The organism is Paenibacillus sp. UMB4589-SE434 (assembly GCF_030226685.1).
In the GTDB taxonomy this organism is placed as follows: Bacteria; Bacillota; Bacilli; order Paenibacillales; family Paenibacillaceae; genus Paenibacillus_B.
In genome coordinates this window covers 1-13,685 of sequence record NZ_JASOYK010000011.1, presented here as the reverse complement: position 1 = coordinate 13,685, position 13,685 = coordinate 1, and the positions used below count along the sequence as shown (strand labels likewise).

The 13,685-nt window shown below is 39.5% G+C and carries 11 protein-coding genes and 1 pseudogene; 3 read left to right on the top strand and 9 right to left on the bottom strand.

Features of this window, described 5'->3' with window-relative positions; translation table 11 throughout:
* Window position 1: 1 nt before the first annotated feature.
* Window positions 2–406, top strand: coding sequence for a DUF2871 domain-containing protein (locus QP775_RS24060; RefSeq protein WP_239333321.1), 405 nt, complete (start codon window positions 2–4; stop codon window positions 404–406).
* 318 nt (window positions 407–724) lie between these two features.
* On the opposite strand, the gene QP775_RS24055 is transcribed toward QP775_RS24060, so the two are convergent.
* The 6 genes from QP775_RS24055 to QP775_RS24030 all read right to left on the bottom strand — a co-directional run bounded on the left by QP775_RS24055 (window position 725) and on the right by QP775_RS24030 (window position 7,906).
* The gene (locus QP775_RS24055; RefSeq protein WP_285109219.1) at window positions 725–1,327 is read right to left on the bottom strand and encodes an acetylglutamate kinase; all 603 of its coding nucleotides are present in this window, start codon (window positions 1,325–1,327) and stop codon (window positions 725–727) included.
* Window positions 1,328–1,430: 103 nt separating this feature from the next.
* Complete coding sequence (locus QP775_RS24050; RefSeq protein ID WP_239333319.1) at window positions 1,431–1,916, bottom strand: HXXEE domain-containing protein; 486 nt, start codon at window positions 1,914–1,916, stop codon at window positions 1,431–1,433.
* 172 nt (window positions 1,917–2,088) lie between these two features.
* Entirely contained in the window at window positions 2,089–2,346 is a 258-nt protein-coding gene (locus tag QP775_RS24045; RefSeq protein ID WP_239333317.1) for a DUF4318 domain-containing protein, read from the bottom strand.
* Between the two features lie 310 nt (window positions 2,347–2,656).
* A complete protein-coding gene (locus tag QP775_RS24040; RefSeq protein WP_239333315.1) occupies window positions 2,657–3,457 on the bottom strand; it encodes a DUF2935 domain-containing protein in 801 nt (266 codons plus the stop codon).
* Window positions 3,458–4,554: 1,097 nt separating this feature from the next.
* Window positions 4,555–6,984: a fibronectin type III domain-containing protein gene (locus QP775_RS24035; protein WP_285109218.1), complete on the bottom strand. Its 2,430-nt coding sequence runs from the start codon at window positions 6,982–6,984 to the stop codon at window positions 4,555–4,557.
* 268 nt (window positions 6,985–7,252) lie between these two features.
* Window positions 7,253–7,906 (bottom strand): Crp/Fnr family transcriptional regulator, encoded by a 654-nt coding sequence (locus QP775_RS24030; RefSeq protein ID WP_285109217.1) that lies wholly within the window; start codon window positions 7,904–7,906, stop codon window positions 7,253–7,255.
* A gap of 93 nt (window positions 7,907–7,999) precedes the next feature.
* Between QP775_RS24030 and QP775_RS24025 the strand changes: the two genes are divergently transcribed.
* Window positions 8,000–8,953 carry a nucleoside hydrolase gene (locus QP775_RS24025; protein ID WP_285109216.1) on the top strand — a complete coding sequence of 318 codons (954 nt, stop codon included), beginning with the start codon at window positions 8,000–8,002 and terminating at the stop codon, window positions 8,951–8,953.
* A 17-nt stretch (window positions 8,954–8,970) separates the two neighbouring features.
* A complete protein-coding gene (locus QP775_RS24020) occupies window positions 8,971–9,846 on the top strand; it encodes a ribokinase (RefSeq protein ID WP_285109215.1) in 876 nt (291 codons plus the stop codon).
* A gap of 309 nt (window positions 9,847–10,155) precedes the next feature.
* Here QP775_RS24020 and QP775_RS24015 read toward each other — a convergent pair whose 3' ends face one another.
* The 3 genes and pseudogenes from QP775_RS24015 to QP775_RS24005 all read right to left on the bottom strand — a co-directional run.
* Entirely contained in the window at window positions 10,156–11,388 is a 1,233-nt protein-coding gene (locus QP775_RS24015; RefSeq protein WP_483312045.1) for a CynX/NimT family MFS transporter, read from the bottom strand.
* 309 nt (window positions 11,389–11,697) lie between these two features.
* Window positions 11,698–12,261 carry a helix-turn-helix domain-containing protein gene (locus QP775_RS24010; protein WP_285109254.1) on the bottom strand — a complete coding sequence of 188 codons (564 nt, stop codon included), beginning with the start codon at window positions 12,259–12,261 and terminating at the stop codon, window positions 11,698–11,700.
* A gap of 740 nt (window positions 12,262–13,001) precedes the next feature.
* A pseudogene (locus tag QP775_RS24005) lies at window positions 13,002–13,685 on the bottom strand (collagen-like protein); the annotation flags it as partial.

The window sequence follows — 13,685 nt, the reverse complement described above, 5'->3', positions numbered from 1 at the left end:
TATGAAATTAAAACAACTCTACTATACTTCATTGCTCTATGTCATTCTTGGCCTCATCAGCGGTGTGTTTTATCGAGAATATACCAAATGGAGTGAATTTGACGGTCAGACGCTGCTAAAAGGTGTGCACACGCATATATTAGTACTCGGATTTCTTTTCTTCTTAATTGTGCTGATACTAGGAAAATTGTTTGCCGTCCACGAAGCACGTTCGTTCAAGGCGTGGTACTACGTCTACAATCTAGGGCTGCTGTTCACCATCTCAACGATGGTAGCTCGCGGTATCGGTCAAGTGAACGACCTAACCTTAAACGGGCTTAGCCATGCCGCAGGGCTTGGACACACTATACTTGGAGCAGGACTAATTTGGCTTCTCATTTTACTTGGCAAACGAATTAAACAATAGGCACGCCCAAGCTGGGTTTAGGATTAGCAATCACGCCCTGCCAAAAAGGCGGGGTCCCAAAAAGTCAAACTCGAAATTTCTAACCCCCAGTTTATTATACAGGTTGGCATGAAAAAGAACCTCTACCTCCACACTCATACGTGGATTTGGAGGTTCTTTCGCCAATTTATTGGGATTCATTAATTTGGATGCACCCTTTTTGGGACAACCCCTTTTAACCTTGATGCCTGTGCATAACGAATGATTCACTTATCATTCACAGTCCTTAAGTGCACATACACTCAAATGTCTACAAGTTCAACACGCTAAACTCATTTATTAATGTGTAAATGCCATTGGAAACTGTTGAACGATTCCACTCGTCATCATATCGGCCATTTCAAGCGCTTGTAGTTGTATTTGATCACCTATTGCTATGTTTTCAGCATATTTCCCGGCAAGCCGGGAAGAGACTTCACTGCTCAGCAGCTCCAAATGTTCGTAAAGCATTTTCCTCCATTCTTCTTTAGACCAATACGGATTAATGGTCCCGAGGAATTCAGCAATATCATCTGCATTCGCATACCACCGCTGCTTAGCATCAGCCGCGGCTGAGGTGTTGCCGGCTTGTAAAGCCTTTACAAGCTCAGCCGCAATCGTTAAATGCTCTCCAAACAACTCCGCAAATTTATTAGCAGCAGCTGGTCCATACAAGGGCTTAAGCGCAGCTGCAAAATCATCGGGGTTACGAAGGAGCCTTGCAATCGTTTCTTTTTCATCCGGCTGTCTACCAACGATACTGTTTACCGCCAATCTTGTCCAGTACACATGCTGCTCCCATAAGGCTCGTAATTGTTGGTTCAACGCCACACTCGTTGGTGTCCAAGCAAGAGGAACCTGCCTGAAGTCATAATGGTAATATCTCGGATAGTAGTAATACATATCGAGTCATTAGCTCCTTTACCTCATTTTGTACAGTATATAGACGAAGTGCCTATTACGTGCAAAAAATGAAGCGAACCAACTCATGCAGTTACCCTAAAACCTATTCATATTGATTCGTTATGGATTTTCCAATTCTAAATAAAACAGGGATCAACCCTACCAGCAATACTGCTACTAAAAGCGTCGAGAAAATCACTTCAGTAAGTGTTATTTCGTTACTCTTAATAAATCGATATAAAATAAAACCGTTTATTGGAATATTCAAGAGAATACCCGTTAACAATCCTGGAGCGTATCTTTTTTGCAGGATGGTTACAAGCAAGTGTGGGAAAATCGCATTCAAAAGCATCGAGCCTAGAAAACCGGAAAGAATATACTTAGCCAGCAAGGAGTCTGGATTATATAGATAAAAAAAGGCAGAAAGATAGGCCAAAGCAGTGATACAAATGACTGCAAAGTGAAATTCATTTTTCCCCACAGGTTTATGATATTTTGAAGCATCATTCGACCATGCTGGCAGCCATATTGCTTCTTCTAAATTATGCAGTGTTATAGCAAATAAAAATAAAATGATGAGTACTTCCATTAAAATTACCCTCCTCTTCACTTATTTCGCGACCATTTCTTCTCAATGAAAACGTCAATCTTTTGTTACATTCCTGAATTGTCTAACCTAATACAAAGAAAATAGCCTCGGCAGAACCGAGGCTTTTGAATTGCAGCAAGCTGCTGCACAATCAGTATTCATTCATACAGGATTAGATTTCTTTGAAATGAAGTACAAATCCTATTCTTCCTGCATTTTCAACGTCGCATGTATAGACCACGTTATCTAGAGAAACAACAGCCGGCATCGTGTACTCAACAAATTCGTAGGTTACTTGTTCCTTTTTACAATAGCGTTCAATTTCATCTAAAAACTCTTGTTTATTGGCAGGAACTTTTTCCAGTTCAACTGTGAATCCTTTTTTCAACAGCTTCTTGACAAGATCTTTCATCATAGCTCCCACTCTCATCTTTGATGACTACTGATCATTTTATTATACCATAATCGTTAATTATTTCTAACTACAATGACCAGCTCTGGAAGTTAATTTTCCCTATAAACTTATAGTTTGAAATCGATTACACTACATTAGCCAAATAGGCAGGTCAGTGCAGGTACGCCAGAGAAGAGTAACGTATACCCGTATAATTTCTGAACTGAACTCAGAGGTGCAGGCAATGAATAAATAGCTTTTGGCTATATGACGGAGCTCGGTTACAGCACGGTTTTATGGTAAGCATTATTGAATACCCATCTATCAAAATAAAGTGTAAAGATTTTCACTGGTGCTGTACGGAGGTCAAACTCTGTTCAAACATGTCTATAATGGCGAGAAACCGTTCAGCTTCACGATACACATGATCAGCGAGTAAAGGATGAATGATACTTTTGATACGACAAGCTTCAATTAAATCTCTAGCTGTTTTTTTGAAATCACGCAGCGATGCCACAGAGACACGATTCTGATCCAAGAATTGGTCCAGTAATGGTATCGTTTGAGATTGTGGCCGCATGGAATCCAAGTCTCTTGCTTGAAATAGAAGCTCGTCAAAATCATGACTAAAATTGCGAGCTTGCTCAACTAACTGTCGTTCAGAAGGATCAAGCAAGTGTCCAATAAATTTGGCATGATCCGCCATAATCCTTAAGAAAAATACATTTTCATCTATAATCGCATCAGGTAATGGCTCTAGCCTGCCATTATTAAGCTGTTCCAGACGGTTTCTAAAATAGTTTGCTTCTCTGCTTGTATGGTCAATAAGTAATGGGAAGTTATTGGCTCCTGGCATCTGGCAACTGAGCACTAAGCCTAATACTCTCCGTTTAAATGCCCATATGTGGGATGCAGCAGAATACACTTCGATGTTGAATCGACGAATCTGTTCTGGATCTGTCTCTACTGTAAATTCGTGTGATTTTCTTTCGATCCCTTCGAATATTGCGTAGAATTGATTAGCTTCATGTATGAGCTGAGTATCTTCACATCTAAACCCCAACTTGAGAAATAGTGAATGTTCTTTCATGATTCGCGACCAAAACCGAACCTCATCCAATGAGTGTGCCACAAACGCATTCGACAACAAGCGCCACCCCCTCCATAAATAAAAACGATGTTCAATAATAAAATGTATTCAATTATATTCTCCGGTATGTTAAGGTGCACGCTCGTCCACACTATCGAATTTGGTATCGTCTGTGGCTAACTCTCAGTCTACCTTCACCTTATTGCGCTAATGACAAAATCTAACGCCTGCTGGAAAGTCATATGTGGTTACTGCTATAAATTAAAACGTTTAGAAACTTTCTTCATTGCTTCCGCTTTAACATAAAAAGACGCCTCCCAACGAGTTAATTCCAACGAAATTAACCGTCCAAAGACGTAATTCACAACCCGTTTCAGCCTGATTATAGGTTGGGTACATTCCATTTCCACTAATATCTTTTACTTCAAAATTCTATTTAGAGGGCACAAGGATAATTCCGTCCATATACCATATTTGAGAACTAGTGATTTCCGTTATCATCGGAATTACAACGTAAGAACCATTAGCTTTTTTCCCAATAGACCAAAGCCTGTGACTTATCAAGACTAATAAGTAAGATTGACATTTTGTCGCCTACATCAAGATTCTTTCTTCTCTCTTCACTATAAATGTCTTCTAGGAAACGGCTTTCATTTTGAACTTTTGCGTATCCAATTCGACACACCTGTCCCTTTTTTCTACGTAAAAGTCCCCTCCAAGTTTACTCATTTCCTCATGTTAACACACAAGGTTTTATATGAGTGTCTACTTAAAGGGGATCATACCACTCGGATTGACTAGAAGGTGTATTTACAATAACAAAGTACCAATAAATTGTATAAAAGATACATATACTATTAACAATAAACTAATAGTTATAGCTAGCATCGACTGGAAAAAAGTGTTCATATTAACTACGTTTATTAAACTAACAAATCCAGCAATAAAGGAAAGGCACGATAATAAGAAAACTAATACTAAGGGATTAATATGGATAATACTCATGATTAGCCTATATTCGCAAGAAGATAGCATTAACACAAAACATAATATACTCAACATGGTTAATACCAACGACCATTTTATTTTTTTGCACACATGCATGAGATTTACTTCACCATTTCTGATCAGAGATGTCCACTGACTTATTACTTTCATCCCCAATAATGAGCCAAGTAACTCAACTGTTGTTGATAGGTTATTTTTCTCACTATCTCATTATTCACTATATAACGATGCAATGCTTGTGTATCTGACTGACCAAGGCTCGATGCTGGGCTTACACCAACTGTAGGTGTCGCAAAGACTTCGTTGGAATGACTACTTTCTCCGCCTTTACCACTAGCTGTTACTACATAGTAATAAGTAGTATCATTTATGAGATTCATGTCAACAAAACCATATGTGCTTCCTGTCACGGTTGCAATTGTCGTATAGGGACCACCAGCTGTGCTGCCCCGCTTAATATGATATTGTGATGCATCGTTAACCAATTGCCAAATCAACGTCACAGTTGAGTCTCCTGCTGATGCTATCAGGTTGGTTGGTGCTGGAGTTGGTGGAAATTCTTGTTTTGGGGTGGCGTACGCTTCGTTGGAATTTCCGCTTTCACCACCTGGGCCATTAGCCGTGACTACATAGTAATAAGTTGTATTGTTTGCAACACTGGCATCCAAATAACTATAAGTGTTTCCTGTAACCGTGCTTATTGTCGTATACGGACCGCCTGATTTGTTGGCACGCTTAATATGATATTGTGATGCATTGTTGACCAATTGCCAATTTAGCGTAACCTTTGTATCTCCTGATGTCGCTTTTAGATTGGATGGCTTAGGAGTTGGTGGAACTTGATCATATCCAAATACATTCCACTCAATTACGAGATCCGTTTTCGATGGTTTTAACACAACCATACTCACGTTTTTTATAGGATTCGGTAGCGTTTGTACGCCATCTTTTATGAGCGAGTTGAACGTATACAACAAATTGTTGTTAGTATCATAAAAATGGATACTGGATTTTGGTTCTTCGCTATTAATGATGACGGACGTGATTTCTTTTGGAGAGTTGAACGTATACCAAGCTAAGTTATTCGTTTCAATTCGAGTGTAGGTGGCCACATTATTATCTGTGATCGCTCTCGTGGTTGTTCTTGGATTTGAAATGGATGTACCTATATTTAGCGTTGCCCCATCCAACAAACCACCTGTGTACTTGGTCACATTTGGTTTTATTGCTGCTTGAGGCGAGTCTGCGCTTAGACCCGCTTCATTCCCTGACGAGACAACATAATAATAAGTTGTGCCATTGGTTACGGCTCTATCTGTATAGGTAGTGCCTGTAATATTGGAGGCAAGCACAGCGTATGGGCCGCCAGACGATGTCGAGCGTTTGACCGTGTAGAATTTAGCCCCTGTAAGATCCCAATCAAAAGTGACAAGCTTATCCCTAGCTTGAATCCAGTTAATCTTAGTTGGTGCTGGGGGGGCCGAGGCTGTCGTAAAGACATTCCACTCGATTACAAGATCTGTTTTTGATGGTTTTAACACAACCGTACTCACATTTTTTACTGGATTGGGCAGCGTTTGTACGCCATCTTTTATGATCGAGTTGTACGTATACAGCAAATTGTTGTTACGATCATAGAAATTAATACTGGATTTTGGCTCTTCGCTATTAATGATGACGGATGTGATTTCCTTTGGGGAGTTGAACGTATACCAAGCTAAGTTATTCGTTTCAATTCGAGTATAGGTGGCCACATTATTATCTGTGATCGCTCTCGTGGTTGTTGTGGGAGTTGAAATAGAAGCACCAACGTTTAACGTAGCTCCATCTAATACGCCGCCTGTGTACTTGGTCGCACTTGGTTTGATTATTGCTTGAGGAGAGTCTGCGCTTTGGCCTGCTTCATTCCCTGCTGAGACAACATAATAATAAGTTGTGCCATTGGTTACGGCTCTGTCCGTATAGGAAGTACCGTTAATAGAAGCAAGAATCGCAAACGGACCGCCAGGGGATGCTGATCGTTTGACCGTGTAGTGTTCAGCACCTGTATTATTCCAATCAAAAGTTACAATTTTATCTCCACCCTGTATCCAATTAATCTTGGTTGGGGATGGCGGGGCCGAAGCAGTCTTAAAGACATTCCATTCGAATACGAAATCCGTTTTCGATGGCTTTATCACAACCATCGTCACATTTTTCACTGGGGTAGGGAGCGTTTGTATACCATCATTTATGACTGAGTTGTATGTATACAGGAGATTATTATTGCTGTCATAGAAATTCATACTATACTTTGCATCTTCGCTTTTAAGGATAACTGAGGTGATTTCTTGTGGAGAATTGAACGTGTACCACGCTAAGTTATTTAATTCTATTCGAGCATAGGTAGTTGCATTATTATCCGTCATCTGGGTAACACCGGTGCCAGTCGGTTGACCGATTTTTTTACCGAATTGAATAACTGCCCCGTCTAACAGGCCTCCTGTGTACTTACTTGGCGTTGCATGCACAGGACTGATATTGACTACTGTCAAAAATAATACAAGCGTCATCACTATACCCAAGATTCTTTTCAACAATTTTCCCTCCCAAAATTCTCATTCCAATCACTATACACAAATATCCATTATTTATGTAACAATGACTTGGTAATAATCAAAATAACACACCTCTTTTAGCAAGTCTATGGACAAAACATTTAAATTCCACACGTGCTATTGAATTCTTTCTACCCACCTTATTTTGTTATACCTTTGCTCAGTTTTTGACTGTGAAATAGCGCTAAAATCACTTCCTCCAGCTCCTAATCAAATATAACGAACCCTTCATAGATAAACCCCTCACTTAGCTTGATGGGCCGTCGCTTAGCAAAAAATGTTCCAGGCATTTTTCTATTTTTTCAATTGAATGTATAGAGAATTTCTTATTTTTATAACTTATAACGCCCTCATTTATGCACTCAGCTATCGAACGATTTAAGCTTCGAATTGGTGCACAGATCTCACTTGATAAAATCTGTTTTGTAAGGTTATGTAAATCACCGACTTTATAGTGATTATGAATACTTAATAAAATACGATCTTTAACGGTTAGCAGTGATAATTTTGCCGACGTATCTGAACTTAATATTAATTTTGAAGCAAGTTGTTTAATGATGTACAAATTAAAGGTAAAATCCATTTTCATCCACTCATAAACCTTTGTTTTATGGATAGCTATCGTTTCACAATTTTGTTTTGCAATAACACTGAGCGTTTTAATGTTTTCATTAAAAATTTCGATCTCCCCAAAACAACTATAGGAGTCATAGATATATAGCGAGAGCATCGTTCCCTCATAACTTTGTCTATACACCTCTGCTACCCCTGCGGTAAGAATATAAAGGTAATCATTTTGCTCATGAGGGTGAATAATAAGACTGCCTTTTTTGTGTTTTCTATACATAAAATGTTTCGTAATAAGCGTTGGGGCATCATTTACAATAGCTTTAAAATCCATATTTCCACCTTCTTTTTACTTTTGGTCATTTGACCTATTTTCATTATAAATTGAAATATATAATAAGGCCAAATAAGAAGTGGAGGTCTTGTTATGAGAAAAATAATTATTGATACAGATACGGGTAGTGATGATGCTGTCGCGTTAATGATGGCATTAAAATCAACTGATCTTCAAGTTGAAGCCATAACAACAGTTTGTGGTAATGTCCCTATTGAATTAGCAACAAAAAATGCACTAATGACGATCGAAGTCACTAATGGTCAAAAGCCGCCACTTTATGTTGGAGCAGCTAGACCACTTATGCGTGATTTAGTTACGGCTGTAAATGTTCATGGTGAAGATGGAATGGGGGATTGTAACTTAATCCATCCTACCTCTTATCCAGAAGAAAAGCATGCCGTAGACGCTATCCTTGACATTATTGAGAGTAATCCTGGTGAAATCGAAATTTTAACTATCGGTCCTGTTACAAATATTGCCCTTGCTATTTTAAAAGCACCAGAAACGATGAACATGGTTAAACATATATACACTATGGGCACTTCTGGCTTTGGACCTGGAAACACTACACCTGTCGCTGAATTTAATGTCTACGTTGATGCAGAGGCCTATAAGATTATGCTCAACTCAGGCATACCTACTACGATTATTGGATTTGATGTATGTCTAGGAGAAGCTGCTTTAAACAAGGACGATATGGATGTATTACTATCAAGTGGTAAGGAAGAAGCAGCGTTTTCCGTTCATTGTAACCGCTCCTTGCTCGAATTTAATTTACAAAGAAGTAATGAACATATTGTTGATTTACCAGATGCTGTGGCAATGGGCGTTTTATTATGGAATGATATCGTTCTTGAAGACAAGTTATGTTACTGCTATGTATGTACCACAGAAGAAGCAGCCTATGGACAAGTTATAGTTAACGACGGTAGTAAGCTTGCCATTTCTGATGGCTATGCAGGTCATGCTCCTAATGCAACAGTCTGCAAAACCATTGATAATCAACTATTCAAGAAACGGATGATCGAATTATTGGTAAGTTAACATGAAGAGGTGCTTAGATGAGATTTCTAAATTTTGGATCATTAAATCTAGATAAAGTGTATACCGTGCCTCACTTTGTTACTGGAGGAGAAACGTTATCATCAGTTTACTATGCTGAATATGCTGGTGGAAAAGGGTTAAACCAATCAATAGCCCTTGCCAGATCTGGTTCACAGACTTTTCATGCAGGTAAAATTGGGAGCGATGGTCTGTTTCTTAAAAACGAGTTAGCATCCGAAGGCGTTCATGTTGAGGGAATATATGAAAACGGCCTCATAACGGGGCATGCCATTATTCAAGTGGCTTCAACAGCTGAAAATTGTATTTTACTGTATGGTGGAGCGAATAAAGAAATAACTAGTACACAAATGGATAAAGTGATAGAGAACTTTGATTCGGGTGATTTCCTAGTTCTACAAAACGAAATAAATGATATAGACTACCTAATTAGTGCCGCTCATAAAAAAGGGTTAACCATTGTGCTTAATCCCTCACCAATGAGTGAGTCCATTAGGAACTTAGATTTTTCTAAAATTGATTATCTAATCCTAAACGAAATAGAAGGGCATGTTATTAGTGGGGAAAAGTCACCAAGCCGAATACTCGACTATTTGCTTTCACACTATAACCATTTAAAAATTGTGTTAACTTTAGGTGCGCACGGTGCCGTATATAAAGACAATACACAAGAATACAGACAAGAAGCTTATCAGGTTAAAGTAGTAGATACAACGGCAGCAGGCGACACTTTCTTGGGTTATTTCCTTAGCATCGTTTCCCAAAAATCTGATGTTAAACTCGCACTACGTGTTGCCACAAAAGCGGCTTCATTGGCCGTATCCCAAAAAGGTTCATCTTCTTCGATCCCTTTTTTAGCAGAAGTAATCGGCTAATAAGTTCAAATTTGTTATCCCTGCACACTTACATGATTATAACCAGGGGGATATATGACTAACTAAACCAGCTAACTTATGGAACATAAAAGCTCTATTTGAAGTGCCTGATGAGGTATTTATGGCTGTACAATTTACTGAAGGTTCTCTTGAAAATGTTCAAGGTGTCGTTCGTTATTCAAAATTTTGTTCAGAATGCAGATCGTTTGACTAGGCTATAAAAGTAAACAAGGCAGCTCTGTAAAATTAATCATTTTACAGGGACTGCCTTTGTTTTTGTTTGTTACTTTATGCTTTGTGATAGCCAACCTAAGAGCTTATATATCGATTACTAGCTGCACCTAGGCCAAATATAAAGAGCAGAACGGTTGAACCAACCAATATGAACAGCGGAGTAGTCCAACTATTCGTCACATCGTGTAGAAATCCGAAAAATAGGGGACCCGTTGCTGCTAGCAAATACCCAACTGATTGAGCCATTCCAGACAATTCGGCAGCTTCGTGGGCATTTTCTGTCCGCAAACTGAAAAACATCATCGCTAGCCCAAAAGCAATGCCGCCCCCGCTCCCTATGAGTATAATCCATAACACGATCAAATTAGAACTTCCATAAAGTAATCCAAGAGTTCCCATTAAAAATAACGTAAACATAGTGACTACGAGCAGACGTTGATTGGACATCCGCTCAGAAATAACAGGAATAATAAAAGTAAAGGGCAGCAAGGATAATTGCAAAATGGACAGTACCCAGCCCGATTGATCAGAACCAATTCCCTGGCTTTTTAAAATTTCAGGTAACCACGTAATAAGTACATAAAAAATCATAGACTGCAATCCCATAAACAACGTTACTTGCCATGCTAAAGGAGAACGCCACATATTTATCTGCTGATTGTCATTAACCTCTTCCCTGTCAGATTTCCCCCCACTACGTCGTTTCATTTGAGGTAGCCATACTAAAATGGAAATGAAAGATAAAATACCCCACAACCCTAATGCCCCCTGCCATCCATATCCCAGTCCGATCGCAATCGGAATACTAATACCAGAAGCTATGGCTCCCATTAAGTTACTAGAGATAGTATACACCCCTGTCATCGTACCTATGCGATTGGGAAATTGTTGTTTAATAAGACTAGGCAGCAATACATTTAAGACGGCAATAGCTATTCCAATAATAGAAGTGCCTACAAACAAATAAGCAACCCCTGCTAAGGAGCGTAAAATAATCCCCATTGTGAGAACGACAAGGGCTGCCAAGAGTACAACTTCTATACCAAATTTCCTTCCTAATTTTGGTGCAAAGGGCGAAAAAAATGCAAAAGCTAATAGAGGAATGGTGCTAATCATTCCAGCTACTGCATTGGACATATTTAAATGATCCCGAATAAGACCCACTAATGGCCCTACTGAGGTTATAGCCGCACGTTGATTAATGGCAACAAAAATAACCGCCGCAACCATTAGCCACGGCACAGATTGACTAACCACCTTTGAGATTAATTTTTTTTCCGTTTTGCTAAATTGATTTAATACCTTCACGAGGCAGCCTCCTTCAACATACACTTTTTAATGAATTTATAGTCTTGTACTTGTATAACAGCATCTAATCGTACAAGCGATTACTATGCCCACTTCGCATCTCATTAAGTATATTATAATATATTTAATTTCAATAAAGTATATTATAATATATATTTTTAAGTTCGTCTATTCCTTTTTAAACTCTGTGACATAACGTTAACGCTTCCGTCGGATCAAAAAAACAAGGAATAACTCTCTATCCCTGCTAGGGATAATAAAGAGTTATTCCTTGTTTTTTAACATCTATAGGATCAAAATACCCTCATATTACAGGTTGTATTTTAACAATATATGGAGAACTGCGACGTCATTAGCGTTATTTATATACGAATGTGTGCAATCTGCACGAAAACTAATAGAATCATATTGGTTTAATGTATATAAGGTCTCATTCACTTTTATTGATATTGCCCCTGTCATCACGGTCGTAAATTCCACCGTGTTAGGATGGTGCTTTTCTGTTTGGTATGAGCTGTTTGGTTGGATGTAGGCTCGGAACATCTCCATCTCATCACTAGTATTTTGAAAAATCGGTTCAAATACACAAGTAGGTTGATCCCCTGGAATTTTTAATCCAACCCCTGCTTGAGATATGTTAACACTGCTTTTTGTTGAAAATAATGCCATCAGAGGGATAGATAATCCTTTTGAGATTTTCCACAACATGCCCAGTGTTGGATTTGTTTCTCCACGTTCTATGTTACCTAGTGTTAGTTTGCTCACTCCTGCTAATTCAGATAACTCTTCAAGACTTAATTTTTTTTCTTTCCGATACTTTTTCATTATTGCACCAACTTGTAAAACCACTTGTTTTGGATCATCGATATCCATTTGATTTATTACCCCCGTTATAAACCTATATATTAGTGTATTATAATATATATTATTACCAAAAAAAGAGCAGTAAACCATACTTTTTTTTGTGATGGGACCCTGCTTATGATTTGGATTGCTTTCTAAAGTTTGTTCCATGACAGCATAAAACGCCTTCTAATCGATAAATATCATAAAGATATCAACCGCTAAAAGGCGTAATCCATAACCTAAAACATATAGTTCAAGGCTGTTTACAATTACCAGTCTGCTATGCACAACCCATTTTCATAAACAATTAACAGCTCTCAAACGTATATTCCCACATTGAACAGCCAATGTCACGGGCCCAGCCATAACCGCCCAAAACCAGCGCGTCTGATCAACGTATTGATATATATTTTCGGGGGTAATTGATTGCGTTTTCTATTGTGAATGCTTCGGCTAAACTCCGGTAGATGTCGCTGATATCACGGGAAGTTTTTCGATGTTCTCGTCGATGATCAAAACGGAACTAGGCGTAAGGATGCGGGACTTACCATTTGTTCTGATGAGAGTTGGAATGGAAATAAGAACCAAGTGCGGCGTAAGTATTTTGCGTCACACTCGTAATAACAATAATCCACGGATCGAATCCCCCCGCTTATTTTCTTGATCATATTATTTTCCCCTTAGCTGGCCCTCTGTGCTCTCCACTGCCTTGTAAATCGGACTATAGCGTGGATTGATTTGCAATCATCCATTTCTATTGCACTCATCTACCTAAGTCGTGTAATTACAAGGTGTGCTGAAACAGGCTCTGTTCCTCCAGCGGTGGGAGTGATGGTTAGTGCAGTCGATTCGGTAGCAGGATTCCTTACAGTGAGTATTGAATTGATCACTGTCGTCGTCACGAGAGCCATTCCAACTAGCTGAGAAGTACCTGTTGCTCTCCCGACCACCGTATAAGCTAACTCGAGAGCCCCTCCTCCCGAATCGAGAGTTAAAACCAATTGTCCCGCTTCGGTCACACTTACCTGAAATAAGACCTGATAGGTGCCAATTAAAGATAAATTAAATGTAGATGCACTGGTGCGGAAAATAGCACCGCCACCAGAAGGACCGTTTTGTGGAAATTGTACATCCGAACCGGCCGCAACTGTTGCTGCATTATCAGGAGGCATCAACGCAAAGAAATCTGCAAAGTCAAATACTCCTCCCGTAACTCCAGTGGCACCTGTCCCACCTGTAGCCCCGGTAGCTCCAGTGGCTCCGGTAGCACCCGTAGCTCCAGTGGCTCCAGTGGCTCCAGTGGCTCCGGTAGCACCCGTAGCTCCAGTGGCTCCGGTAGCACCCGTAGCTCCAGTGGCTCCGGTAGCACCCGTAGCTCCAGTGGCTCCAGTGGCTCCGGTAGCACCCGTAGCTCCAGTGGCTCCGGTAGCACCCGTAGCTCCAGTGGCTCC